At 61.6% G+C, this 24,800-nt stretch carries 20 protein-coding genes and 1 pseudogene; 8 read left to right on the top strand and 13 right to left on the bottom strand.

The genetic code is table 11. From position 1 onward, the window contains the following. The first annotated feature begins 4 nt into the window (after positions 1-4). The 5 genes and pseudogenes from pcaD to QMX97_RS07665 all read left to right on the top strand — a co-directional run. Positions 5-796 (top strand): 3-oxoadipate enol-lactonase, encoded by a 792-nt coding sequence (gene pcaD / locus QMX97_RS07685; RefSeq protein ID WP_282396655.1) that lies wholly within the window; start codon positions 5-7, stop codon positions 794-796. Positions 797-1,072: 276 nt separating this feature from the next. Next, positions 1,073-1,471 carry a 4-carboxymuconolactone decarboxylase gene (gene pcaC, locus QMX97_RS07680; RefSeq protein WP_282396654.1) on the top strand — a complete coding sequence of 133 codons (399 nt, stop codon included), beginning with the start codon at positions 1,073-1,075 and terminating at the stop codon, positions 1,469-1,471. 156 nt (positions 1,472-1,627) lie between these two features. After that, entirely contained in the window at positions 1,628-2,956 is a 1,329-nt protein-coding gene (locus QMX97_RS07675) for a potassium transporter TrkG (protein WP_282396653.1), read from the top strand. Next, a complete protein-coding gene (locus QMX97_RS07670; RefSeq protein ID WP_213552340.1) occupies positions 2,946-3,641 on the top strand; it encodes a TrkA family potassium uptake protein in 696 nt (231 codons plus the stop codon). The genes QMX97_RS07675 and QMX97_RS07670 overlap by 11 nt, the downstream gene beginning before the upstream one ends. 243 nt (positions 3,642-3,884) lie before the next feature. After that, positions 3,885-4,063, top strand: a pseudogene (locus tag QMX97_RS07665) (4-carboxymuconolactone decarboxylase); the annotation flags it as partial. Positions 4,064-4,073: 10 nt separating this feature from the next. Here QMX97_RS07665 and QMX97_RS07660 read toward each other — a convergent pair. From QMX97_RS07660 to QMX97_RS07625, 8 genes are all read right to left on the bottom strand, one after another. Continuing rightward, positions 4,074-5,630, bottom strand: coding sequence for a M91 family zinc metallopeptidase (locus QMX97_RS07660; RefSeq protein ID WP_282396652.1), 1,557 nt, complete (start codon positions 5,628-5,630; stop codon positions 4,074-4,076). A gap of 120 nt (positions 5,631-5,750) precedes the next feature. Further along, the gene (locus tag QMX97_RS07655) at positions 5,751-6,650 is read right to left on the bottom strand and encodes a polysaccharide deacetylase family protein (protein ID WP_065899477.1); all 900 of its coding nucleotides are present in this window, start codon (positions 6,648-6,650) and stop codon (positions 5,751-5,753) included. Between the two features lie 83 nt (positions 6,651-6,733). Continuing rightward, a complete protein-coding gene (locus tag QMX97_RS07650; RefSeq protein WP_106804904.1) occupies positions 6,734-7,984 on the bottom strand; it encodes an OprD family porin in 1,251 nt (416 codons plus the stop codon). Positions 7,985-8,125: 141 nt separating this feature from the next. Then, positions 8,126-9,745, bottom strand: coding sequence for a J domain-containing protein (locus tag QMX97_RS07645; protein WP_282396651.1), 1,620 nt, complete (start codon positions 9,743-9,745; stop codon positions 8,126-8,128). A gap of 11 nt (positions 9,746-9,756) precedes the next feature. Continuing rightward, positions 9,757-11,454 (bottom strand): molecular chaperone HscC, encoded by a 1,698-nt coding sequence (locus QMX97_RS07640; protein ID WP_065899474.1) that lies wholly within the window; start codon positions 11,452-11,454, stop codon positions 9,757-9,759. 314 nt (positions 11,455-11,768) lie between these two features. Next, a complete protein-coding gene (gene adeC, locus QMX97_RS07635; RefSeq protein ID WP_065899473.1) occupies positions 11,769-13,226 on the bottom strand; it encodes an AdeC/AdeK/OprM family multidrug efflux complex outer membrane factor in 1,458 nt (485 codons plus the stop codon). After that, positions 13,223-16,384: an efflux RND transporter permease subunit gene (locus QMX97_RS07630; protein ID WP_065899472.1), complete on the bottom strand. Its 3,162-nt coding sequence runs from the start codon at positions 16,382-16,384 to the stop codon at positions 13,223-13,225. Before QMX97_RS07630 ends, adeC begins: the two co-directional genes overlap by 4 nt. Before the next feature lie 3 nt (positions 16,385-16,387). Continuing rightward, the gene (locus QMX97_RS07625) at positions 16,388-17,536 is read right to left on the bottom strand and encodes an efflux RND transporter periplasmic adaptor subunit (protein WP_106804900.1); all 1,149 of its coding nucleotides are present in this window, start codon (positions 17,534-17,536) and stop codon (positions 16,388-16,390) included. A 286-nt stretch (positions 17,537-17,822) separates the two neighbouring features. On the opposite strand from QMX97_RS07625, the gene QMX97_RS07620 reads away from it, so the two are divergent. Then, positions 17,823-18,455, top strand: coding sequence for a TetR family transcriptional regulator (locus tag QMX97_RS07620; RefSeq protein ID WP_065899470.1), 633 nt, complete (start codon positions 17,823-17,825; stop codon positions 18,453-18,455). Between the two features lie 234 nt (positions 18,456-18,689). Here the strand turns inward: QMX97_RS07620 and QMX97_RS07615 are convergent, their stop codons facing one another. The 3 genes from QMX97_RS07615 to QMX97_RS07605 are packed head-to-tail and all read right to left on the bottom strand — an operon-like array spanning position 18,690 to position 21,269. Beyond that, a complete protein-coding gene (locus QMX97_RS07615; protein WP_065899469.1) occupies positions 18,690-19,745 on the bottom strand; it encodes an alkene reductase in 1,056 nt (351 codons plus the stop codon). Between the two features lie 29 nt (positions 19,746-19,774). Beyond that, entirely contained in the window at positions 19,775-20,941 is a 1,167-nt protein-coding gene (locus tag QMX97_RS07610) for an MFS transporter (RefSeq protein WP_065899468.1), read from the bottom strand. A 13-nt stretch (positions 20,942-20,954) separates the two neighbouring features. Next, positions 20,955-21,269 carry a helix-turn-helix transcriptional regulator gene (locus QMX97_RS07605; protein WP_065899467.1) on the bottom strand — a complete coding sequence of 105 codons (315 nt, stop codon included), beginning with the start codon at positions 21,267-21,269 and terminating at the stop codon, positions 20,955-20,957. A 154-nt stretch (positions 21,270-21,423) separates the two neighbouring features. On the opposite strand from QMX97_RS07605, the gene QMX97_RS07600 reads away from it, so the two are divergent. Further along, positions 21,424-22,008, top strand: coding sequence for an ACP phosphodiesterase (locus tag QMX97_RS07600; protein WP_282396650.1), 585 nt, complete (start codon positions 21,424-21,426; stop codon positions 22,006-22,008). Positions 22,009-22,120: 112 nt separating this feature from the next. Here QMX97_RS07600 and QMX97_RS07595 read toward each other — a convergent pair whose 3' ends face one another. Together QMX97_RS07595 and olsB are read right to left on the bottom strand one after the other, a co-directional pair. Further along, on the bottom strand, positions 22,121-22,912 hold the full coding sequence (locus tag QMX97_RS07595) for a lysophospholipid acyltransferase family protein (RefSeq protein ID WP_106804898.1): 792 nt from the start codon (positions 22,910-22,912) through the stop codon (positions 22,121-22,123). After that, the gene (gene olsB / locus QMX97_RS07590; RefSeq protein WP_049709576.1) at positions 22,912-23,667 is read right to left on the bottom strand and encodes an L-ornithine N(alpha)-acyltransferase; all 756 of its coding nucleotides are present in this window, start codon (positions 23,665-23,667) and stop codon (positions 22,912-22,914) included. The genes QMX97_RS07595 and olsB overlap by 1 nt, the downstream gene beginning before the upstream one ends. Before the next feature lie 301 nt (positions 23,668-23,968). On the opposite strand from olsB, the gene QMX97_RS07585 reads away from it, so the two are divergent. Beyond that, positions 23,969-24,778, top strand: a complete 810-nt coding sequence (locus tag QMX97_RS07585) for a hypothetical protein (RefSeq protein ID WP_141697254.1) — start codon at positions 23,969-23,971, stop codon at positions 24,776-24,778. The last annotated feature ends 22 nt before the right edge of the window (positions 24,779-24,800 follow it).

The raw sequence follows: 24,800 nt of genomic DNA, 5'->3' as shown, positions 1-24,800 counted from the left end.
CGCTGTGGCTTTTGTACAACTCGCCGAGGGCGAACTGCATTACCAACTGGATGGACCTGCGGAGGCACCCGTGTTGGTGCTGTCCAACTCGCTGGGCACTGACCTGCACATGTGGGACATCCAGATCCCGGCTTTCACCAGGCATTTTCGCGTGTTGCGTTTCGATACCCGTGGCCATGGCAAATCCCTGGTCACCGAGGGGCCCTACAGCATCGAGCAACTGGGGCGCGACGTGATTGCGCTGCTGGATGCGCTGGATATCCAGCGGGCGCATTTCTGTGGGCTGTCGATGGGCGGCTTGATCGGCCAATGGCTCGGCATTCATGCCGGCGAGCGCCTGCAGCGCCTGGTGGTGTGTAACACCGCCGCCAAGATCGGCACGCCGGACATCTGGAACCCGCGTATCGAGATGGTCCTGCGCGATGGCGCGGCGGCGATGGTAGCGTTGCGCGATGCATCGATTGCGCGCTGGTTCACCGCCGATTTCGCTGCGGCCAACCCGCACCAGGCCCAGCAGATCACCGACATGCTCGCGGCGACCTCGCCCGAAGGCTACGCGGCCAATTGTGCGGCGGTGCGCGACGCCGATTTCCGCGAGCAACTGGCCTTGATCAAACTGCCGACCCTGGCGATTGCCGGCACCGAAGATGCCGTCACGCCACCGGCCGGCAGCCACTTTATCCAGAGCCATGTGCAGGGCGCCGAATACGCCGAGTTCTATGCTGCGCACCTGTCCAATGTGCAGGCGGGTGGGGCGTTCAGTGGGCGGGTGCTGGAGTTTCTGCTGGCGCATTGAACCTGTGGTGAGCGGGGCGTTGGGGGGCGAAGCGAGCTGGGGTCAGTCAGTGCGTTTTTTTCGATGGACCTTGTCGCAGGTTTTGGGGCTGCTGCGCAGCCCAACGCGGGGCAAGCCCGCTCGCCACAACAAGCCCACTAGCCACAACAAGCCCATTAGCCACAATAAGTCGGCTCAGCAAAACAAGCCTGCTCAGCAAGACAAGTGTGCTGGCTACGGTAGGTGTGTTTGCCACAGTGGGCGAGTTTTTATCACATTCAGTCGGGAGTATTTTTTGTGGATGAGAAACAACGTTATACCGATGGCCTGCAGGTGCGCCGCGAGGTCCTGGGTGATGCGCACGTCGACCGCAGCCTCAATGCCCTGACCGAGTTCAACAGTGAGTTCCAGGAAATGATCACCCGCCACGCCTGGGGTGACATCTGGACCCGCCCGGGCCTGCCCCGGCACACCCGCAGCCTGATCACCATCGCCATGCTGATCGGCATGAACCGCAGCGAAGAACTCAAGCTGCACCTGCGCGCCGCGGCCAGCAATGGCGTGACCCGCGCCGAGATCAAGGAAGTGCTGATGCAGAGCGCGATTTACTGCGGCATACCGGCGGCGAACGCGACGTTCCACCTGGCTGAGTCGGTGTGGGATGAACTGGGTGTCGAGTCGCGGGATCAGGCCTGAACACAGACTCCGCGACGCAGCGGGGGGCGGTAAAATGGGAGGTTGAGTGTTTCAGCTATGCTGACGGGGAGTAGCGGCTTATTCCTACAGCTCCTAAGGGGCGTCGTGTTTATCCTGCGCTACGGATCTTCCTATCCGACCTGAGCCCCGGCCCTAATGAAATTACTGCTGCATCCCGCCAGGGTTGTCGCCTTGGTGTTCCTGGCCGCGATAGGGGTCGGAACCTTCATTCTGATGCAGCCGATTTCCCATGCCGAGGGGGGCGCCGTCCCGTGGGCGACGGCCTTCTTTACGGCGGTATCGGCCGTCTGCGTGACCGGGTTGGTGGTGGTGGATACGGGTACGTACTGGTCGACCTTCGGCCAGTCGGTGATTCTGCTGCTGTTCCAGCTTGGCGGTTTCGGCATCATGACGGTGGCGACCCTGCTTGGCCTCATGGTTAACAGCCGGTTGCGCCTGCGCACCAAGATGGTCGCACAGTTGGAGTCGCGCTCATTGGGGGTGGGCGACATTGCTGGCGTGGCCAAACTGGTGCTGGTGGTGACGTTCGCCTTGGAGCTCATCACGACCGTGTGGCTCACTTTAAGGTTGCATTGGGGCTATGGCCAGTCATGGGCCGATGCGGCTTGGAGCGGCCTGTTTCATGCGGTATCGGCGTTCAACAACGCAGGGTTCTCGATTTATCCCGACAGCCTGATGCATTACGCCACGGATACCTGGATTCTGTTGCCTGTGATGGCCGCCATCATTATCGGCGGCATTGGCTTTCCCGTGCTGTATGACCTGCGCAGCCGGTTCAACCATCCTCATCGCTGGTCGCTGCATACCAAGCTCACCTTGTCTGGCACGGCGATCTTGCTGGTGGTCGGGTTTATCACGCTGTTGCTGTTCGAGTGGGACCATTCAACCACCCTTGGCCCGATGGCCGTGACCGATAAAGTGTTATCGGCAGCATTTGCTTCCGTGTCCGCGCGTACCGCCGGGTTCAATTCGATCGACATGGGTGCACTGACCTCGGAAAGCTGGGCGGTGCATTACTTTCTGATGTTCGTCGGCGGCGGCAGTGCAGGCACTGCGGGCGGGGTGAAAGTCGGTACTGTGGCGATCCTGGTCTTGCTGGTGATTGCTGAAATTCGTGGGCACAGTGATTGCGAGGCCTTTGGCCGGCGAGTCGGCGCTGCGGCCCAGCGTCAAGCGATAACCGTGCTGGTCCTGAGCAGCGCCCTGATCGTGTTGGCAACGCTCTTTATCCTGCGTGAAACCGCGTTGCCCACAGACCAGGTCATCTTCGAAGTCATCTCGGCGTTTGGTACCGTCGGCTTGTCCACCGGTATCACCGCCGAGCTACCCACCTCAAGCCAACTGGTGTTGACGCTGCTGATGTTCGCCGGACGGGTGGGCACTATCACGCTGGCGGCGTCACTGGCCTTGGGCAAGCACCGTATGCCCTACCGTTACCCAGAGGAGCATCCCATTGTTGGCTAACTTTCTATTTTCAGAGAAGTTCTCATTTGCCAAGGGCGACAGCGTGGTGGTAATCGGTCTGGGCCGCTTCGGCGGCTCCGTGGCCCAATCGCTGATGCGGCTGGGGCACGACGTCATGGGCATCGACCGCGACGCGGCACCGGTTCATGAGTGGGCTGACCTGCTGACGCATGCGGTGCAGGCCGACTCCACCAACCAGCAGGTGTTACGCCAACTGGGCGTTGCCGACTTTGCCCATGCCATTGTGGGCATCGGCACCGACCTGGCCGCCAGCCTGTTGACCATCATGACGCTGACCGAACTGGGGATCCCGGATATCTGGGTCAAGGCCCGAACAGCCGAGCACGGGCAGATAGCCCAACGCATTGGCGCTCACCACGTTGTCTATCCAGAGAAGGAAATGGGTGAGCGTGTGGCTCACCTCATTACCGGGCGGATGATTGATTTCATCGAGTTCGACGACGGTTTCGCCATCGCCAAGATTCATTCGCCCGTGTCGAGCCACAACAGCACGCTGGTCGATGGGCAAATCCGCGAAAAATTCGGCGTGACGGTCGTAGGGTTGAAGCGTGCCAGTCAAGATTTTCAGCATGCCACCCCGGGTACGCAGGTACTGCCGGGGGATCTGCTGATCGTGTCTGGGCCGACTCATCTGATTCAAAAATTTGCCGGCCATTCGACATAGCCCGGGAGCTGTGTTGCAGGTAAGCCTGTGGTGAGCGGGCTTGCCGCGCGTTGGGGGGCGAAGCGGGGGTGAGTCAGTCAGTGCGTTTGTTCAGTGCCTGGATTTGGGGCTGCTGCGCAGCCCAACGCGGGGCAAGCCCGCTCGCCACAACAAGCCCGCTCGCCACAACAAGCCCGCTCGCCAAAACAAGTGCGTTTGCCACAGTGGGGTGAGCCTTTATCACGTTCAGTCGTGAGTGTTTTTGTGGGTGAGAAACACCGTTATGCCGATGGCCTGCAGGGGCGCCGCGAAGTACTGGGTGGTGCGCATGTCGACCGCAGCCTCAATGCCCTGACCGAGTTCAACAGTGAGTTCCAGGAATGATCACCCGCCACGCCTGGGGTGACATCTGGACCCGCCCGGGCCTGAGGCGGTCGAGCCGGCTCAGGCCGCCTACGTGGTGTAGACCCTCTTGCGCAATGGAAGCCCCATTTCTTCTTTCAGGCCGTTTTCGGTAAATGCCCGTGGATTGGAGGTGGTTTTCGCGGTGCTGGGGTCGCCGTCGAAATCAACCGGGGGGACTGCCGATTCCAGACCGATCGCCTGTCGCTCCCTGTTGGGTTCACCTTCCTGGTTATTATCGGGTTCTGCGGTTGCGCCCTTTAGATTTTGGCCTGTGGCACCCGCGAAGGCGTGTCCCCTTTCATGCGCGAGACTGGTGATCGGGGAGGAACTGTCGTCATGCATATACATCGGGTTGTAATTGATCGTGCCCAGGTCAGCTTTTTCTCCGGCTTTACCCTCCACGATATAACCCAACTGTGACTCGCTCAGGGCTTCGACGGCGCCGCCGGCTTGAAGATGCTGTTGGATGGCCTTGGTGTTGAAGCCGTAGGTCATGTCATACCGGGTGTCCAGCTCGCGCAGTGTGACCGGCGCGTTGTTGCTCGCGGCCAGTTCGTCCTCTTTCTTCAAGGACTGCTGGCCTATGGGCGACATTCTCAATAGCTCCAGATCGTCTTCGACGCGCTGTTTGAACTCGGCGGAACCCTCGACCTTATAGGCAGTTTTCCCGGCATCACTGGGCGTTACATCAATCCTGCGTGAGCTGGGCGAGTGGACCACGTTATCCGAAGGTTTGGCGTAGATCACCGTGTTGTCATGGTAAGACCTCACGTTGTTTTTACCCCTGCCGGTGTAAATGACCGAACTGCCATGGCTGACCATCAGGTTGTCACCACCGCCACCGTGCATCACGGTGTGGCCATTTTTGGCGATCATGAAGTCGTTGCCGCGCCCTCCGTCCATATGCACCTTTCGGTGGGCAGGGCCCTGCATGGCCTGAAGGCGGTCATCGCCATTGTCGCCATACAGCGCACTGCTGCCACTGCCCGCGATCAGTGTGTCGTTGCCTTCCCCGCCTGATGCGACCCCACGCCCCCTGCCCATCACGATAAAGTCGTCGCCTGCGCCGCCCTTGATTTGGGTGTTGCCGCCACCACCGCGGGCGTAGTCGTCACCGTCTCCCAAATCGATCTTTATGGGCGTCGTGACGTCTGGAGCCACCACCACGGAATCGTTGCCGCCGTGGGTCTTGATATACAGGGGCTGGACCATTCCCTGCTCGGGACGATTGAGCAGCTCGAGGCTGTAGGCTTTACCGTTGACCGTCGCGAGCAGCTTCCCATCGGGGGCGCGCTTGATGTTCACCCGGTCTGCATGGTTGCCGGTTTCTAACACCATTTGACTGAATATGGTGCTGACGTCGCCGTTTTTTTCGGCGCTGAATTCAACCTCCTGGGAGATTTTCACATTCTTGTCCTGAAACAGGACCTCGCTGTTAACGTAGCTTTTGTGTCCCAGGGCGATTTCCGGAGACGGACGGGAGGCAGGGGTCAGGGCATCGGAGTCAGGGCGTTTGTATTTGATCTGGACGGAAGGTTCTGGCGGTGTCGGCGATGGACTGTGGGTGTAATTCGTCATTACGGGCGTGGACGCAGAGATAGTCATGGTAAGGCTCGATCGTTGCTGGCAGATTTTCCTTTGAGTGGTGGGCAGGGAAGTGTTGTTCCGAGGAGAGGGCAGTCAAACACTTGTCTTGATGTTGCGTGCCTTGGGAGCGGCCTGGATTTAATGGGAGTCGGCGTCCCACACCCAATTCCACACGCCGGGCAGATGCACGGGCTCGCTGACATCCTTGACCGTACGCGCCAGCGCGGCGCGTTGCAGGGCGCCGGTGTCGGTGTAGAACGGCTCGGCGGCCGTCGGCATGCCATTGATGCGGGCGCTGTCGAGCAGGATCTGCAGGTACTCCTGCAGGTGCCGCGCGGTGTAGCGGTTGATATCGTGGAAGGTCACCACCACCGGTATCACCCCGTCCACTGTCGGTAGCTCGCCGAGCGCGATGTGTTCGCGCACCACCGACAGTTGTCGATACAGATTGGCGCGGCGGCGCGGGCTGCCGTTGAAGCCCCAGATCTTGCCGTCATTGGCACTCAAGTCGGTGAGCAACACCTGCATGCCATGGCGCTGGTAGGCGGCGAACGTGCGGCGGTCGTAGTTCCAGAACGGTGGGCGCACCAGCACGGGCGGCGTGCCGGTGATCGCGGCAATGTCGGCCGCACCTTGGGCGAGGGTGCTGTCCAGCTCGGCGTCATTCAGCCAGCGATGGTTGGTATGAAACGCTGTCGCCGTGTGAAAGGCCAGGATATGCCCGCCCGCGTACTCACGCTCCATGGTCTTGCGGCCGCGGGAGCTCCCGCCGGAACGGCTCGCTTCGGTCTGCAGGAAAAACACCGCCTTGATCCCCGGCAACACCGGGTTGTGCGCCAGGTCGGCGACCACGGAACGACTGGGGTTGTTGTAGCCCGAGGCACTGGGGCCGTCGTCGAAGGTCAGCAGGAAACGGATCGGTGCCTGGGCTTGCAGGCGCTGTTCGGTCTGCGGCGTCAGGGGAATGGGCGCACCAATGCAGCCGCTGAGGCTCAGGGCCAGGGCACAGAGGGCGAAGGCGATGACGAAGGATTTCATGGTGTGCGCGGGCCCGGATAGAAGCCGCTGCTGAGTGGATCAGCAGCGGCAGGCGCGCACCATACAGCAAGTCCGGCGGCGGTTTACAGCAGACTTATCGGGTAACTGACGATCAACCGGTTTTCGTCGAATTCATTGTTGCTGTAGTCCCGGCGCATGCTTGAGTTGCGCCAGCGTACCGTCAGGTTTTGCAGGGCGCCGCTCTGCACGGTGTAGCCGATTTCGCTTTCACGGCCCCATTCCTTGCCGTCGGTGATGGTGCCGGTGTGCACGTTGCTGCCGCTGATGTAGCGGTTCATCAGGGTCAGGCCGGGGACGCCGAGGGCGGCGAAGTTGTAGTCATGGCGCACCTGCCAGGATTTTTCCTCGGCGTTGTCGTAGCTCGAGTTGTAGCTGTCGTTGGCCAGGGTGCCGCCGCTGGTGCCGTTGACGCGCATCCAGGCGCTGTTGCCGGTGAGTCGTTGCAGGCCGACGTAGAAGGTGTTGCCGCCGTACTTGGCGGAGAACAGCCCGGACCAGGTCTTGTTGTCCAGGTTGCCTGCGCGGGCGCTGCCGTCGTCCTTGCCGTAGAAGAATCCGAGGTTGGCCCCCAGCGTCCAGTCGCCGATGGGCTGGCTGTGGATCAGGTTGACGAACTGCTGGCTATAGATGTCCTTGAGCTGGGCATTCCACAGGCCGATCTGGGTGCGCTTGTCGTTGAACGCATACTCGCCGCCCTGGAAGTTGAAACGGTCGGAGGTGAAGGCGGGTTTACCGACCATCGACAGGTCGGTCATGCTGCTGTCGTCGCGCGGGCTGTTGGCGCGGAACTGGCCGCCGTAGAGGGTCAGGCCATCGATTTCCCTGGAGGTGATCTGCCCGCCGCGCAGGGTTTGCGGCAGGGAGCGGCCATCGTCCGAACGCAGGATCGGCAGCACCGGCATCCATTCGCCCACCTTGACCTCAGTCTTCGATATCCGCGCCTTGAACGCCACGCCCAGGCGGCCGAACTCGTCCGCCGGGCGACCGTCATGATCCAGCGGCAATAATTGAGTGCCGCCGGTGCCGCGCCCGCCATCGAGCTTCACCGAGTACAGGCCCAGCACATCCACGCCGAAACCGACCGTGCCCTGGGTAAAGCCGGACTTGGCATCGAGGATGAAACTTTGCGTCCACTCCTGCGCGCCGCCCTGGGTCTTGGTGGGGTTGGTGTAATTGCGGTTGAAGAAGAAATTGCGCAGGTTGAGGTTGGCGCTGGCGTCTTCGAGAAACCCATGTTCTTCGGCGACGGCAGGCAACGCAAGACTGGCGACAGCGGTGGCCAGCAAGAGCCGGCGCGGGTGGAAAGTGCTCATGGTGTCGGACCTGTTGTTATTGGGGTTATGCAGGTGGCGGCCATGGTGCGGGGCGGTGCGGGGACGATTCAATCGGGGGAGGGCGGGTTGTGGGCGATGATCGAACGCAAGTTGCCGGGCCGTCGGGCCCGGCAGTCAGGGTCAGCGCTTGGGCAGGTCGAAGTGGGTCCAGGGGAAGCTGGGCAGGTAGTGCTGGGCGGCAACGATCAGCGCCACCATCACCACCAGGAACACCGCTTGCAACGGGCTCCAGAACGCCCAGTGCAAGCCATTCAGCCACGGGTAGCCTTCGGCGAAGGCAGGACTCATGGAGCCGATGCGTTTTTTGTGCAACAGGTGGATCAGGACCATGCCGGCATAGGTGAGCGCGCCGAGCACGCCGAGCATCAGCCCGCAGGCCACCAGCATGATCGCCTGCGGCACGCCGTGGCGTATCACCAGCCAGTATTCATTGGGGTTGATTCGCTTGGGGATCAGGTACTGGCTCAGCCACAGGTCGGGTACCCGATAGGTGGAACTCATCCCGGCCCACAGCTGTGTCACGCGAAAACCGATGGCGGCCGGTACGAACGCCATCAGCATGAAGATCACGAGCGACATCAGGTTCAGGTTGTCGGGTTTGTCGTGCGCGATGCTCAGGCCGAACCCCAGGGTGAACACGGCCCACAGCCGGATAAACACCTGGGTGTAGATGGGCCGGGGCACGAACTTGCGCCAGAAAAACAGTTGTTTGTGGGGCAAGCGCTCGAGCAGTTGCGGGTAGCGCCAGGTGAGCGTTTCGGCCAGGTGTTGGCAGGCCTGCCAGTCGTTTTCGCCGAAGGTGTCGGTCAGGCGTTTTTGTTGCGTGGCCGACATCGGCGTCAGCAGCAGGCGCGCGGCCAGCGCATCGGCCGAGTTGCGCCGCTTGTCCTGGGCTTTGTCGAGCAGGTTGGCGTAGAAGCTTTCCTGCTCGCAGCGGGACACCAGTTGGCGCCATATCCAGGCGGGTTCCGGGTACACGCCTTTCTGGTCGTCCCAGCCGAACGCCTGGCACACCCGTTCAAACAGCGGCACGCTCCATTGGGTGTCGTGGAGCAGGTGCAGGACGATACGTTGCCACTGTTGCTGCAGGTCAAAGACCCGCAGCCAGGGCTGGTTGTTGTAGTGGGTGAGCCGGGTGATGAACTCACGCTCGGCCTTTTGCTCGAGCAGTTCCTGCAAGGTGCGGCGGTAATCCTGCAGCAGCTCGCTGGTCAGCGCTTCGTATTGCCAGGGGGTCATCGCCACCTGCTGCCACGGCGTCAGCCATTCCAGGTGCTGCACTGCCCAACTGGCGATGGCGCTGCGCTCGCCCGGGGCATCGAAACAATGGCGCAGCAAGAGGGCCTGGAAGGCGTCGGCGCAGCCTTGTTGGCGGGCCTGGGCCCAGCGCTCGTCGAGGTTATGCACGCTGAGGCCGCTGAGCAGCGCCTGGGCCGGGTTCGGCGCCGGCGCCTCGAAGGGGGCAGGGCTGAGCGGGCGAACGTCCATCAGTTCGGCCAGGTCGCTGAGGTTGCCGTAGGCGGCTTCGGCCACAGGCGCCTCGACCCGGTCCTCGTCCTCGTCCTGGTTATCGACGCGCCAGCGCGCTTCACTCAGGGCTTCTTCGTAGGCCTCGCGCAGGCGCTGGAAGCCTTCGGCGTCTTCGTCCGGGCGGCAGCTTTTGAGCAGCCGCGCATAAGTGCGCTTGATGGTGCGCTCGTCGGCATCTTCCGGCAGTTGCAGCACAGTCCAACAATCCATGGAGTGTTCCCTCAGCGCCAGAACCCGTTGTCGAGTTGCTCAAGTTGCCGGGTCAGTTCACTGCGCGCTTCGCGTATACGGCGTTCGTCCTGGGTGTCGAGCACCTGCTGGAATTGCCCGGCCCAGTGCCCGAGCTGCTCGCGCAACTCACCCAGGCTTTCCTGGTAGAGGCGTTCGAGGCGGGCGACGAGCACGGTGTTGACCTGCTGGTCGCGGGGATGAACCTTCAACTCTGCCAAGGCTTGCAGGCGCTGCTGGATCTCCTGCGGGTTCAGTACGCCGGGGTTGTTCTCGATCACCAGCGAGTGTTGCTCGCCGGTCAGCGGGATCTTCACCTGGGCTTCCAGCAGGCCGTTGTTGTCGTAGGTGAAACGCACGTCCAGCGAGACTTCACCGGCCTTGCGCTTGGGCACGGCAATTTCCAGCTGGCCCAGCTCGATGTTGTCTTTGACCAGGCGGCTTTCGCCCTGGTAAATCTTCAACAGTACGCGGGTCTGGTCGTCGTACAGGGTGAACACACTTTTGACCCGGCTCACCGGCACGCTGCTGTTGCGTTCGATCAACGGCAGGTAGTGGCCGCTTTCGATGTGGCTGCCGTACTGGTTCGAGGTCTCGATACCAAGGGTGTAGGGGCAGACGTCAGTCAGCACGACTTCTTCGAGGGCGGCCGAGCGTGCCTTCAGCGCGGCCTGGATCGCGGCGCCGTGGGCGACCACCTGATCGGGGTCGAGGCTGATGGACGGGAAGCGCCCGAACAGGCCGGCGGCGAGTTTGCGCACCAGCGGCATGCGCGTGGTACCGCCGACCAGCAGGATTTCATCGAGGTCGCCAACGCGAATCCGCGCATCGCGCAGGGCCCGTTCGATCGGCGCGCGCAGGCGTTCGAGCAGCGGCGTGTAGAGCTTGGCCAGCTCCTGTTGGGTGATGGTCGTGACCCATTGCTGGCCGTCGACGCGCAGGCTGAAGTCGGCGCTGTCGTCCTGTCCCAGGGCCTTGCGCACGCGCTCGGCCTCGCGGCGCAGGGCTTGCAAGACGCTGCTGGTGGGCGGGAAACCCTGGGCGTTGCGCTGGCTGTCGACAAAGTGTTCGAGCAGCAGCGTATCGAAGTCTTCGCCGCCGAGGAAGTTGTCGCCGGCGCTGGCGCGCACTTCCATCACGCCGTCGAACAGCTCGATGATCGACACGTCGAAGGTGCCGCCACCGAGGTCGAACACCAGGAACGAGGTTTCCTTGTCGCGCTGGTGCAAGCCGTAGGCGAGGGCGGCCGCGGTGGGCTCGTTGATCAGTTTCTCGACGTTGAGCCCCGCCAGTTCACCGGCGATGCGCGTGGCCTTGCGTTGGCCGTCGCTGAAGTAGGCGGGCACGCTGATCACGGCTTCGGTGACGGTATGGCCGTAGGTGCGCTCGATGTCTTCCTTGAGACTCTTGAGCACCAGTGCCGAGAGTTCTTCAGGACGGAACGAACGGTCGCCCAGGCGCACTTCGGTGGCACTGCCCATGTAGCGCTTGAACAGCGACGTGGTCAGGTGCGGGTGCGTGTGCAGCCGTTCTTTGGCGGCCTGGCCGACCAGCACGCGGCCTTGGTCATCCAGCCCGACCACGCTGGGGGTGAGCATCTGGCCCAGGGCGTTGGGCACCAATTCAGTGGCATCACCCCGCCAGACTGCCGCGAGACTGTTGGTGGTCCCCAAGTCGATTCCTACGATCATTACGACAAGCTCCCTCTGTGGTCTGTAAGAATCTGTTACCAATTTTACCCTGAAAGGTTGAAGGGAGCGCAAGGTGCACGACCGGGGATAGGCGGATCGGTGGGGTTGGAGCGAGATGGGCAACCGAGCAAAAAACACGCGGCTTTTCTGTAGGAGCTGGCTTGCCTGCGATTGCATCGAATGGGTGTCACTGATGTACCGAGGTGCCTGCATCGCAGGCAAGCCAGCTCCCACAGAAAAGCACCGTTGAGCAGTGAACAGGCATAAAAAAACCGCTTCCGGTAAGGGAAGCGGTTTTATCTACACCCGCACTGTCAGAACAACTTCAGCGGCGGTGCTTGTTCTTTCAACGGCTCGTTCTTCGCGGTCTGCTCGTTCCAGCCACCGCCGAGGGCCTTGTACAGGTTGACCTCGCTGTTCAGTTGCGCCAGGCGGTCGGTGATCAGCGATTGCTGGGCACTGAACAGTTGGCGCTGGGCGTCGAGGAAGGTCAGGTTGCTGTCGACACCGATGCGGTAGCGACGCTCGGCCAGGCGGTAGTAATCCTGGTTGGCGGCGACGAAGCCACGTTGGGCATCCAACTGCTGCTTGTAGGTTTCACGCGCGGCGAGGCCGTCGGAAACTTCCTGGAAGCCGGTCTGGATCGCCTTCTCGTAGTTGGCCACGTTGATCTCTTTCTGGATCTTCGAGTAGTCCAGGCTTGCGCGCAGGCTACCGGCGTTGAAGATCGGGATGTTGATCTGCGGGGCAAACGACCAGGTCCCCGAGCCGCCTTTGAACAGGCCGCCCAGGGTCGGGCTGGCAGTGCCGGCACTCGCGGTCAGGCTGATGCTCGGGAAGAACGCCGCGCGGGCTGCGCCGATATTGGCGTTGGCCGCCTTGAGGTTGTACTCGGCCTGCACAATGTCGGGACGACGTTGCAGCAGGTCCGATGGCAACCCGGCAGGCACTTCGCTGAGCAGGTCATCCGACAGCGGCTTGCTGGTGATGTTTGCCGGCAAGCCGGTGCCCAGCAGCAGGGTCAGGCTGTTTTCGTCCTGGGCCACCTGGCGGGTGTAGCGCGCCAGTTGCACACGGGCGTTTTCCACCGAGGTGCGCGCCTGGCTGAGGTCGAGGGCCGAGGCCACGCCGACTTCATTGCTGCGCGAGGTCAGCTTGTAGCTCTGCTCGAACGCGCCGAGGGTGTCCTGGGTCAGCTTGAGCAGTTCCTTGTCGGCCTGCCAGGTCAGGTAGGCGTTGGCCACGCTGGCCACCAGGCTGATCTGGGTGCTGCGCCGCGCTTCTTCAGTGGCGAAGTACTTCTGCAGTGCTTCTTCACTCAGGCTGCGCACACGACCGAACAGGTCCAGCTCATACGAGCTGATCCCGAGGCCGGCCGAGTATTGGCTGGTGATCCCGGCTTCGCCGGTCTGCGACAACTTGGCCGGGGTACGCGAACGGCTGCCGCTGCCCGTGGCCGAGATGGCCGGGAACAGGTCGGCACGCTGGATCTGGTACTGCGCGGCGTAGGCGTCGATGTTCAAGGCCGCAACGCGCAGGTCACGGTTGTTCACCAGCGCGGTCTGGATCAGCTGTTGCAGGGCAGGGTCATGGAAAAACTGCTTCCAGCCCTGCTCGGCAGCGGCCTGGCCCGGCGCCTGGGCCGACGAATACGCCGGCCCCTGCGGGTATTGCGCTGCTACCGGCGCGTCGGGGCGCTGGTAGTCAGGTATCAACGAGCAGCCACTGAGCACGAATGCCGTGACGGCTAGGGAAAGTAGCGACTTGCTCATTGGCCAGCCTCTTTAGGAGTTTCAGTAGTGTCGGTCTTTTTACGCTCGCCAACGGCCGACACGGTTGCAAAGAACAGTGGCACCCAGAAGATCGCCAGGACGGTGGCGGTGATCATACCGCCAATTACGCCGGTACCGATCGCGTGCTGGCTGCCCGAGCCGGCGCCAGTGGAGATCGCCAGGGGCAATACGCCGAGCATGAACGCCATGGACGTCATGATGATCGGACGCAGACGCATGCGGGACGCCTCGATGGCCGCTTCGACGATGCCCTTGCCTTGTTCGTGGAGCTCTTTGGCGAACTCCACGATCAGGATGGCGTTCTTCGCCGCCAGGCCCACTGTGACCAACAGGCCCACCTGGAAGAACACGTCGTTGGACAGGCCGCGCAGGCTGGTGGCAATCAATGCACCGATCACACCCAGTGGCACTACCAGGATCACCGCGATCGGGATCGACCAGCTTTCGTACAGTGCCGCGAGGCACAGGAACACCACCAGCAGCGACAGCGCGTACAGCGCAGGCGCCTGGGAGCCGGAGAGGCGCTCTTCATACGACAGGCCGGTCCATGCATAGCCGACGCCGGCTGGCAGGTCCTTGGCGATACGCTCGACTTCCGCCATCGCATCACCGGTACTGTAGCCAGGTGCCGGGGTACCGAGGATTTCCATCGCCGCTACACCGTTATAGCGCGAGAGTTTCGGCGAACCGAAGATCCACTGGCCCGACGAGATGGCCGACAGCGGCACCATCTTCCCGGAGCTGCTGCGCACGAACCACTTGTTCAGGTCTTCCGGAGACATCCGGCTGGCCGCGTCACCCTGCACGTACACCTTCTTCACACGACCACGGTCGATGAAGTCGTTGATGTAGCTACCACCCAGGGCAATCGCCAGGGTCTGCTGGATATCCGCCAGGCTGATGCCCTGGGCGCTGGCCTTCTCGTCGTCGACGGTGAGCTCGTACTGCGGCTCATCGTTCACGCCGTTGGGACGCACACCTGCGAGGATCTTGCTTTGCGCCGCTGCACCGAGGAACTGGTTGCGTGCCGCCATCAGCTTCTCGTGGCCGACGCCACCCTGGTCTTGCAGGAACACGTCGAAACCGGTGGCGTTACCCAGCTCCAGTACCGAAGGCGGCACGATGGCAAATACCATGGCGTCCTTGAAGGCCCCGAAGAAGTAACCCTGCGCACGCTTGGCCACCTCGAATACCGACATCGACGAGTCACGCTCATCCCACGGTTTGAGCATCACAAACGCGAGGCCCGAGCTCTGGCCACGACCGGCGAAGTTGAAGCCGTTCACGGTAAACACCGACTTCACGGCCTTGCCTTCGCCCGGCTCGCCTTCCTTGTCGTTCAGCAGGAAGGCGCGCATGTCGTCGATGACTTTTTGCGTACGTTCAGCCGAAGAACCGACCGGCGTCTGTACCTGGGCAAAGATCACACCCTGGTCTTCCTCAGGCAGGAACGCGCTTGGAATACGGGTAAACATCCAGATCATGCCGGCCAGGATCAGCACGTAGACCAGGAACGCTGGAAACTTGTGCTTGATCATGTTGCCCACGCCGCGCTCGTAGCTCAGTACGCCACGGTCGAAGGTGCGGTTGAACCAGCCAAAGAAACCGCGCTTGGGTTGGCCATGCTTTTCAGGATCGATCGGCTTGAGCATGGTGGCGCACAAGGCCGGGGTGAAGATCAAGGCAACCAGTACCGACAGCGCCATCGCCGAAACAATGGTGATGGAGAACTGTTTGTAGATCACACCGGTGGAACCACCGAAGAACGCCATCGGCAACAGTACCGCCGACAGTACCAGGGCAATACCCACCAGGGCGCCCTGGATCTGGCTCATGGATTTGACCGTCGCTTCTTTCGGCGACAAGTGCTCCTCGGCCATGACCCGCTCGACGTTTTCCACCACCACGATCGCATCGTCCACCAGCAAGCCGATGGCCAGGATCATGCCGAACATGGTCAGGGTGTTGATGGTGAAACCGAACGCTGCGAGGATCCCGAAAGTACCCAGCAATACCACCGGTACGGTCATGGTGGTGATGATGGTGGCGCGGAAGTTCTGCAGGAACAGGAACATCACCAGGAACACCAGCACGATCGCTTCGACCAGGGTGTGTACAACACCGGAAATCGATTCGGTCACGACCGGGGTGGTGTCATACGGCACCACCGCCTTCATGCCAGGCGGGAAGAACGGCTCCAGGGACGCCACGGTGGCGCGGATGGCCTTGGCGGTGTCCAGGGCGTTCGCACCGGCAGCCAGCTTGATCGCCATGCCGGAAGCCGGCTTGCCGTTGAACTGAGCACTGATGCTGTAGTTCTGGCCGCCCAGTTCGATACGCGCGACGTCACCCAGGCGCACCTGCGAGCCGTCGGCATTCACTTTCATCAGGATCTTGGCGAACTCTTCGGCGCTTTGCAGGCGCGTCTTGCCGATGATGGTGGCGTTCAGTTGGGTGCCGGGCAGGGCAGGCAGGCCGCCGAGTTGACCGGTGGCCACCTGGACGTTCTGCGCCTGGATCGCGTTGCTCACATCCACCGGCGTCAGCTGGTAGTTGTTCAGCTTGGCCGGGTCGAGCCAGATACGCATGGCGTACTGCGAACCGAACACCTGGAAGTCACCTACACCCGCGGTACGCGAGATCGGGTCCTGGATGTTGGACACGATGTAGTTGGAGAGGTCGTCCTTGGTCATGCTGCCGTCTTCCGACACCAGACCGATCACCATCAGGAAGTTCTTCACCGACTTGGTCACGCGGATACCCTGCTGCTGGACTTCTTGCGGCAGCAGTGGGGTCGCCAGGTTAAGCTTGTTCTGCACCTGGACCTGGGCGATGTCCGGGTTGGTACCCTGGTTGAACGTCGCGGTGATGGTCATGCTGCCGTCGGAGTTACTGTCCGAGGCGACATAACGCAGGTTGTCGATACCGTTGAGCTGTTGCTCGATCACCTGTACCACGGTGTCCTGCACGGTTTGTGCAGAGGCACCTGGGTAGGTCACCTGGATATCAATGGCGGTTGGCGCAATGGCCGGGTATTGGTTGATGGGCAACTTCAGGATCGACAGTGCCCCGACCAACATGATCACCAGGGCAATTACCCAGGCGAAAATGGGACGGTCGATAAAAAATTTCGACATGGGTTACTCCCCCTGGCCAGCAGCGGCAGCAGGAGCAGCGGCGGAACCTGCGGGCTTGGCGTTGTCCGCGTCCTTGACCTTGACTTCGATGCCCGGCTTGATGAATTGCAGGCCTTCGGTGATCACGCGGTCACCGGCGTTCAAGCCTTTTTCAACCAGCCAGTAGGCGCCGGCAGTGCGGTTGGCCACCAGCTGGCGCTGCTCGACCTTGTTGTCCTTGTTCACCACCAGCGCGGTCGGGATGCCCTTGATGTCGCGGGTCACGCCTTGCTGCGGGGCCAGGATGGCCTTGCTGTTCACACCGGCCTGCAACTGGGCGTGGACGAACATGCCAGGCAACAGGGTGTGGTCAGGGTTGGGGAACACGGCGCGCAGGGTCACGGAACCGGTGGTCTGGTCAACCGACACTTCGGAGAACTCCAGCTTGCCGTCCAGGCCGTAGTCGCTGCCGTCTTCCAGGGTCAGCTTGACCTTGGCGGCATTGGCGCCGGCTTTCTCCAGCTGGCCGCTTTCCAGGTCGCGGCGCAGTTTCAGCATTTCAGCCGAAGACTGCGTGACGTCGACGTAGATCGGGTCCAGTTGCTGGATCACGGCCATGGCATCGGCCTGGCCGTTGCTGACCAGCGCGCCTTCGGTCACCGAAGAACGCCCGATACGCCCGGAGATCGGCGCGAACACTTTGGTGTAGCGCACGTTGATCTGGGCGGTTTGAACGTTTGCTTCGGCAGTCATGCGGTTGGCGACGGCGGTGTCGTATTCCTGGCGGCTGACGGCTTGCTCATCGACCAACTGCTTGTAGCGGTCGGTGATGGACTTGGTCTGGGTCAGGCTGGCTTGTGCGCTTTTCAGCGTGGCCTCATAGACCGACGGGTCGATCTGATAAAGCTGCTGGCCTTCTTTCACATCCGCGCCTTCCTTGAACAGGCGCTTGAGAATGATCCCGTTGACCTGTGGGCGAACTTCCGCGATGCGGTAGGCAGTGGTGCGGCCCGGCAGTTCGGAGGTCAGGGTATAGGCTTGCGGTTGAAGGGTGACCACGCCGACCTGAGGGGTTTGAGCGGGCGGAGCCGCTTCTTCCTTTTTACATCCGCTGAGCAGCGATGCCAGGGCGACGGCAGTGACCAGAGCGGTAACAGCTGGCTTAAGTTGCATGAAGATCCTCGGGTCAGGCGCGCAGAGTGCGCACAAGAAGTGTGGAAGGGTAAAAAACAAGCTGTGAGTAGATAAGTAGCTTGCTACGCAATATACTTACGTTCATGGTTGTTTGTAAACTCTTGACAGGCTTCGCGGAATGTTGACAAAGCACCGCCCAAAGCCTCGATTTTAGTACGTTCGGCGCCCATGACGGTGTCGTCCCACAATTATTCAGATGATCGTTACCGCCTATTGATCGTGCGTTACCGATAGTCCCAAGTGTCCTGATTGAGGTTTTACTGCCATGGTTCGTCGCACCAAAGAGGAAGCTCAGGAAACGCGCAGCCAGATTCTCGCCGCCGCCGAGCAAGCCTTCTATGAGCGCGGCGTTGCGCGGACCACGCTGGCTGACATCGCCGCGCTGGCCGGGGTGACGCGGGGTGCCATCTATTGGCATTTCAGCAATAAATCCGATCTGTTGCAGGCGCTGCTCGACACCCTGCATGAGCCGCTGGATGAATTGGCGCGTGCCAGCGAAAGCGAGGATGAACTCGACCCGCTCGGGTGCATGCGCAAGCTGTTGATTCATTTGTTTCATCAAGTAGCCCTGGACCCGAAAACCCGGCGCATCAATGAGATCCTGTTTCATAAGTGCGAATTCACCGATGAAATGTGCGATATGCGCCGCCAGCGCCAGACCCACAGCCTGGAATGCAACCTGCGCATCGGCCTGACACTGCGTAATGCGGTCCATCGCGGGCAACTTCCGGAAAACCTCGACACTACCCGAGGGGCAGTGTGCATTCATGCCTACATCAACGGGTTGATTGGCCAGTGGCTGCTGGTCCCCGACAGTTTCCAACTGCACCAGGACGCCGAGCGCTGGGTGGATGCCGGGCTGGACATGCTGCGCTGGAGCCCCAGCCTGCGCAATTAAGACAAAATGCGTAATTGCATCCAGTTGTGTCAACAGTAAAGCCCAAGGACCGTCAATCGTCCTTTTGCCTGATCGGTGGGGTGACTTTATATACGGGCTGGCGGGCGGTTGATAGGTAGCCGCCTAAGTATTTTGTAGCGATTTTGTTGCAAGGCTGTGAAGGAATGTTTCTTCGCACTCAAGAAAAAGCCCCGGTTCTCGCGAACCGGGGCTTTTTCGTTTCAGCAAGTTACATCACAGGGCCAGTGTCGGGTAGTCGATGTAGCCGACCGGACCCTTGCTGTAGAAGGTGTCCGGGCGTGGCTCATTGAGCGGCGCCTCGGCCTTCAGGCGTGCTGGCAGGTCCGGGTTGGCAATGAACGGTACGCCGAAGGCCACCGCATCGGCCTTGCCCGCCGCCAGCCAGGCGTTGGCGCTGTCCTTGGTGAAGCGCTCGTTGGCGATGTACGCGCCGCCGAAGGCCTTTTTCAATTGTGGACCGAGGCTGTCGCCGGCTTCTTTCTCGCGGGAGCAGATGAACGCGATACCGCGCTTGCCCAGCTCGCTGGCGACGTAGGTGAAGGTTTCTGCCAGGTTGTCGTCACCCATGTCGTGGGCATCGGCGCGTGGTGCCAGGTGCACACCGACACGGCCGGCGCCCCAGACTTCGATGGCTGCGTCGGTCACTTCCAGCAGCAGGCGTGCACGGTTTTCCAGGGAGCCGCCGTAGAGGTCGGTACGCTGGTTGGTGCTGCTCTGCAGGAACTGGTCGAGCAGGTAGCCATTCGCGCCGTGGATTTCCACGCCATCGAAGCCGGCGGCCTTGGCGTTTTCGGCGCCGGTGCGGTAGGCGTCGACGATGTCGGCGATTTCAGCGGTTTCCAGCGCACGTGGCGTCGGGTAGTCCGCCAGTGGGCGCACCAGGCTCACGTGGCCTTTAGCCTGGATGGCGCTCGGAGCCACCGGCGTTTCGCCGTTCAGGTACGACTCGTGGGAGATACGGCCCACGTGCCACAGCTGCAGGAAGATCTTGCCGCCGGCACCGTGCACCGCCTTGGTGACGTTGGCCCAGCCACGCACCTGGTCGTTGGACCAGATCCCCGGGGTGTCCGGGTAGCCCACGCCCAGTGGCGTCACCGAGGTGGCTTCGCTGAGGATCAGCCCGGCGGAGGCGCGTTGCACGTAGTACTCGGCCATCAGCGCGTTGGGTACGCGGCCGGCATCGGCACGGCAGCGGGTCAGCGGCGCCATGATGATGCGGTTCGCCAGTTCCAGGTCGCCCAGTTTGATCGGATCGAAAATAGTCGTCATGGGGAAAACACCTTTCTCTTTGAAGTTGATCAGTTGGTCGCAGGGGCCAGGTCGGCATCGCCGCTCTGACGGAAAGTAATCAAGGTCACCACCAGCGCGAGGATCGCCAGGGCGGCGGCTGCCAGGGGCACGCTGGTCAGGCCGAAACCGTGGGCAATGACGCTGCCGCCGACCCAGGCACCCAGGGCGTTGCCGATGTTGAAGGCGCCGATGTTCAAGGTGGAGACCAGGTTCGGTGCGGCCTTGCCGAAGGTCACCACGTTGATCTGCAGCGCGGGAACGGCGGCAAACGAGGCGGTGGCCCACAGGAACAGGGTGATTTCAGTCGGGATCACGGCGATGCTGGTCCAGGTCAGCGCGGTGGACACTACCGCCATGCTGATGAACACGCCGATCAGCGTGGCCGCCAGGCGTTTGTCCGCCAGCTTGCCGCCGATGATGTTGCCCACGGTGAGGCCCAGGCCTATCAGCAGCAGGGTCCAGGTCACGCCTTTGGGGGAGACGCCGGTGACGTCGCCAAGCAGTGGTGCCACGTAGGTGAAGAGGGTGAACATGGACGCGGCGAACAGTGCGGTCATGGTCAGCGACAGCCAGATGCCGGCGCCTTTGAGTGCGGCCAGTTCGGCACGCATGTCGAGTTTTTCTTCGTCACGCTTGGCCGGCAGGAAGCGGATCAGGCCGATCAGCGCCACGACGCCAATCACCGTCACGGCCCAGAAGGTCGAGCGCCAGCCGGCTGCCTGGCCCAGCGCCGTACCCAGCGGCACGCCGAGCACGTTGGCCAGGGTCAAGCCGGTGAACATCAAGGCGACTGCCGAAGCGCGTTTGTTGGCCGGTACCAGGTTGGCGGCCACCACCGAGCCGATCCCGAAGAACGCACCGTGGCACAGCGCGGTGACCACACGGGCAAACATCAGCACGTTGTAGTCACTGGCCAGGGCGCACAGCAGGTTGCCGACAATGAAGATGCCCATCAACGCTACCAGGGCGGCCTTGCGGGGCAGCTTGGCAGTGGCCAGCGCCATGAACGGCGCACCGATGGCCACGCCCAGGGCGTAGCCGGTGACCAGCCAGCCGGCGCCGGGAATCGACACGCCGAGGTCCGCCGCCACATCGGGCAGCAAGCCCATGATGACGAACTCGGTGGTGCCGATGGCGAAGGCGCTCAGGGCCAGTATGAGTAGCGAGAGGGGCATTTGCGTTTCCTTGTTACAGCGGTGCGCTGAGTTCAGTGATGAGCGCCGTGAGGAAGGCTTGGATCACTTCCTCATTGCGTTTGAAAAAGTGCCACTGCCCGGCCTTCTGGCTGCTGATCAGTCCCGCCCGTTGCAAGGTCGCCAGGTGGGCCGACACCGTCGACTGGGACAAGCCGCAGCGCTGGTCGATCTGCCCGGCGCAGATGCCGTATTCGTGGTTGTGCAGTTGCTCGGGGAACTGCACTTTCGGGTCTTTCAGCCAGGTGAGGATGTCTCGTCGTACTGGGTGCGCCAGGGCTTTTATTATTTCGTCGAGGTCGATGGACATGGCAGGTGCTCGGTGTCGTAAAGCGTTATATCGCGATGAGGCGAACCTTAAATCGTTATATCCCGATATACCAATATGATTTTGGTCTGAGGTCAGGCTAAATCGGTATATCGGGTTATAACGATACGTTGTCGGCAGTGCTAGACTGCGCGCCATGAATTATCTCGCACATCTGCACCTGGGCGGCCAACTTCCTGCACAACTGCTGGGCAGCCTGTATGGCGATTTCGTCAAAGGCCGCCTGCAGGGCCAGTTCAGCCCGCAAATCGAGGCGGCGATCCAACTGCATCGGTCCATCGACCGCTTCACCGACAGTCACCCGCTGGTCGGCGAGGCGTTGTCGCGTTTCAGCCTGACCCGCAGGCGCTACGCGGGGATTGTCGTTGATGTGTTCTTCGATCATTGCCTGGCGCGCGATTGGGCGCTGTATGCCGACCAGCCGCTGGAGCGCTTCACCGCGCAGGTCTACCGCGTGCTTGCCGCCGAGCCGCAGTTGCCAGGACGGCTGGCGCAGATTGCGCCGTACATGGCGGCGGATGACTGGTTGGGTTCTTACCGCGAGTTTGCGGTGATGGAGCAGGTCTTGCGGGGGATCTCGCGACGCCTGACGCAACCCGAGGAACTGGGACAGGCCATGCAGGAATTGCGGGTGCTGTATGAGCCGCTGAGTGAGGATTTCCGGCGGTTCTATCCGCAGTTGCAGGCGTTTGCACGCACCCAACTGATCAGTGGGATCTAAGGTGGGAGCGGACTTGCCTGCGATCGCGGTGTGTCAGCAACCGCAGCATTCACAGGTAGACCGTCATCGCAGGCAAGCCAGCTCCCACACTTTAAACCGTGTTCAGTTGATATCAGGCTGCAAACGCAGGTCGGGTATCCACCTGTTCAGCTTCCGGCAACGGCCCAAACAACGCCTTCTGCACCGCTTGCTGCGCCTGGAACGCCAGTGCCGCGCGTTCCTGTCCGGCGCAGGCGATCGGCTTGAGCACGTGGATTTCCACATCGCCCTGGTCATTGGCAAACAGGCGCATCAGGTGCGAGAGCAAATCGTCATCGCCAATGAACGGGGCCAGCGGGTCGACTTGCCCGTCGCGCAGGTAACGGATCGCCACCGGCTGCAGCGACACATCGGCCTCGATCGCACTCGCCAGCAAGCGCCCGTGGAAGGTGCGCAGGCTGCGCCCGTCAGTGGTGGTGCCTTCGGGGAACATCAGCAGCGGGTGCTGTTGCTCCAGATGACGGGTCATCTGCTTGCGGATCAACTGGCTGTCACCTGAACCGCGGCGGATAAACAGGCTGCCGGCCTTGGCCGCCAACCAGCCGGCCACCGGCCAGGTGCGCACTTCGGCCTTGGACAGGAACGACATCGGCGTGACCATGCCCAGCAGCGGGATGTCGGTCCACGACACGTGATTGCTCACCCACAGCATCGGCGTTTGCGGCAGCTCACCGTGCACCGTCACGCGAAAGGGCAGGGCGTTGGTCAGTCGCGCCATGAAAAACCGCGACCAGCGTTGGCGGCGCACCATCGAATTGGCCACCCCCATGCGTTCGAACACGCCAAACACACTGGCCATGCTCAAGCCCAGTGCCACCACCCCCAGCACCCGGGCAATGCGCCCGTATACGCGCAGGCGGCTCATCACATGGCCGCCTTGAAGTGACGTGCATAGCGCGGGCACAGCTCGTCGCGCTTGAGCAGGATGAACACGTCGGCGACCTGGAAGTCTTCATCCCAGCACGGCTCGCCGCAGATCTTCGCACCCAGGCGCATGTAGGCCTTGAGCAGCGGCGGCATTTCGGCGATCACGTTGGACGGCAGGTCCAGCGCCGGCAGCGGTTTTTTCGGTTCGGCGCGCAGGTGTTCGTTGCACAGGTAGCGTTCGCGCAGGCGCTGCATGATCGCGTGGGCCTGGATGCCGCCGTCGTGCATCGGGATGCTCGCGCACCCCATCAGGTAGCTGTAGCCGCCCTGGTTGAGCACTTCGGCCAACTCGCCCCACAACACGGCGATGGTGCCGCCATTGCGGTAGGCCGGGTCGACGCAGGTGCGGCCGATTTCCAGGATCGGGCCCTGCAAGTGCAGCAAGCCATGCAGGCTGAATTCTTCTTCGCTGTAGAACCGGCCCAGGGTGCTGGCGGCCTGGTGGTCGAGCAAACGGGTGGTGGCGACGAGTCGACCGCTGTTCAAGTCCCGCACGCCGATGTGGCTGCAGTGAACATCATAGTCATCCATGTCCAGGCCCAGTTCCGCGCCTTTCAGCTTGGCGTTGAACTCGCCGCTGAACACGTTGAACCGCAGGGCCTGGGCTTCCTGCAAAGCCTGCGCGCCGATCAGGCGTTCGGCTTGCAGACGGCGTTCATTGCCGGTGTCGCTGATGCGGGCGATCTGAGTCATGGCGAGTCTCCGAGTGCCGGCCACGATTTCGGCCGGTCGACTTTGTTGTCCAAAGTCAGGCTATGTAGCCTCGGTGTCATCTCCATGAAGTTATGGTGACGCTTGGATGACAGGCGTTTTGATAGGGCTGCACCGCAACGGTCGCCCGATATTGTTTTCCTACTTTGGATTTGGAGTAGGACGACCGCTTGGAGGGAACCGGATTACCCATGCTGCCACACAGGCTCTGGATGTGAGGGCAGATGGGCGCCTTATGCCGTTGGACGTTTGCCAAGCCTTCCGTTGTGGAGGTAGGAGCACTATGCCGGTTTCGCCAGTTTCGAATACCACTCCCGCCTGGTGGGAAATTAATAATCATGAAAAAAGTCAGGGTTCTGAGCCGCCGGAGGTGCAAGTCATCAGCAAACGGTACAGCGGCACCCGCAGCCAGGATGGTCGGTCTTATGGCGAACCCGTCAACAACAAGGTCGTGGCGTCGGGCATGCACCTGTTTGTATACAAGCCAGATAGTCGTGATCCTGGGAAAAAACCCGAGGACATTTGGAGTGCTTTCAGCCAGTGGAATCAGGACAACTGTGTGACCGTTGCGGCAATAAAGATGGCGATGATGCAGTTTGGTGAGCAGCCAACCGACGTATTCAAGGAGGTGCGAGAAGTCCCGGGTGGTTTCCAGGTTACGTTAAGAAATAACGAGTCGGTTTACGTGACCCAGGCTGAGCTTGAAATGACGTCCATGGCAATGAAGTTCAAGGGGACGGATCCAGGGGCGATCACCTCGGCGAACGTAATCAGTACGGTTATGGCCAAGGTTGAGCAGCAGAAATTATCCAAGGAACAGAACAGGAATGTGGGGTTTGGCGAAGCGCTGCAGGTCTTGAATCGCCCTGACGCCCTTCCTTTGGCGCTTGCGCGGCTTGGCTTGGGAAATATGATTGAAATGGTATCGCCTGAAGACTTGCTCAAGGGCCGTTTAGGGGCTTTTTCCAGCGGCGCTAAAAACGGCAGTCATAGCTCTGTGAGCGTGGGTGGTAAAGAGGAGCGTTGGGGGCTGCGCGGCGGTCCATCCCCGACTGGGGAGGATATTTACGCATATGCATTCAAGAAATCATAAGCGTGCGATGCTTGTCATAGCG

Origin of the sequence: Pseudomonas sp. PS01298, from assembly GCF_029959745.1 — a bacterium.
Taxonomy (GTDB): domain Bacteria; phylum Pseudomonadota; class Gammaproteobacteria; order Pseudomonadales; family Pseudomonadaceae; genus Aquipseudomonas; species Aquipseudomonas aylmerensis.
This window is presented reverse-complemented; position numbering and strand designations above follow the sequence as displayed.

What these genes read in the sequence shown, in the direction of transcription:
- QMX97_RS07675 (WP_282396653.1), top strand. Translation starts at nt 1,628, where the DNA reads ATGAAATTACTGCTGCATCCCGCCAGGGTTGTCGCCTTGGTGTTCCTG.
- QMX97_RS07660 (WP_282396652.1), bottom strand. Translation starts at nt 5,630, where the DNA reads ATGACTATCTCTGCGTCCACGCCCGTAATGACGAATTACACCCACAGT.
- QMX97_RS07655 (WP_065899477.1), bottom strand. Translation starts at nt 6,650, where the DNA reads ATGAAATCCTTCGTCATCGCCTTCGCCCTCTGTGCCCTGGCCCTGAGC.
- QMX97_RS07650 (WP_106804904.1), bottom strand. Translation starts at nt 7,984, where the DNA reads ATGAGCACTTTCCACCCGCGCCGGCTCTTGCTGGCCACCGCTGTCGCC.
- QMX97_RS07645 (WP_282396651.1), bottom strand. Translation starts at nt 9,745, where the DNA reads ATGGATTGTTGGACTGTGCTGCAACTGCCGGAAGATGCCGACGAGCGC.
- QMX97_RS07640 (WP_065899474.1), bottom strand. Translation starts at nt 11,454, where the DNA reads ATGATCGTAGGAATCGACTTGGGGACCACCAACAGTCTCGCGGCAGTC.
- adeC (WP_065899473.1), bottom strand. Translation starts at nt 13,226, where the DNA reads ATGAGCAAGTCGCTACTTTCCCTAGCCGTCACGGCATTCGTGCTCAGT.
- QMX97_RS07630 (WP_065899472.1), bottom strand. Translation starts at nt 16,384, where the DNA reads ATGTCGAAATTTTTTATCGACCGTCCCATTTTCGCCTGGGTAATTGCC.
- QMX97_RS07625 (WP_106804900.1), bottom strand. Translation starts at nt 17,536, where the DNA reads ATGCAACTTAAGCCAGCTGTTACCGCTCTGGTCACTGCCGTCGCCCTG.
- QMX97_RS07620 (WP_065899470.1), top strand. Translation starts at nt 17,823, where the DNA reads ATGGTTCGTCGCACCAAAGAGGAAGCTCAGGAAACGCGCAGCCAGATT.
- QMX97_RS07615 (WP_065899469.1), bottom strand. Translation starts at nt 19,745, where the DNA reads ATGACGACTATTTTCGATCCGATCAAACTGGGCGACCTGGAACTGGCG.
- QMX97_RS07610 (WP_065899468.1), bottom strand. Translation starts at nt 20,941, where the DNA reads ATGCCCCTCTCGCTACTCATACTGGCCCTGAGCGCCTTCGCCATCGGC.
- QMX97_RS07605 (WP_065899467.1), bottom strand. Translation starts at nt 21,269, where the DNA reads ATGTCCATCGACCTCGACGAAATAATAAAAGCCCTGGCGCACCCAGTA.
- QMX97_RS07600 (WP_282396650.1), top strand. Translation starts at nt 21,424, where the DNA reads ATGAATTATCTCGCACATCTGCACCTGGGCGGCCAACTTCCTGCACAA.
- QMX97_RS07595 (WP_106804898.1), bottom strand. Translation starts at nt 22,912, where the DNA reads ATGAGCCGCCTGCGCGTATACGGGCGCATTGCCCGGGTGCTGGGGGTG.
- olsB (WP_049709576.1), bottom strand. Translation starts at nt 23,667, where the DNA reads ATGACTCAGATCGCCCGCATCAGCGACACCGGCAATGAACGCCGTCTG.
- QMX97_RS07585 (WP_141697254.1), top strand. Translation starts at nt 23,969, where the DNA reads ATGCCGGTTTCGCCAGTTTCGAATACCACTCCCGCCTGGTGGGAAATT.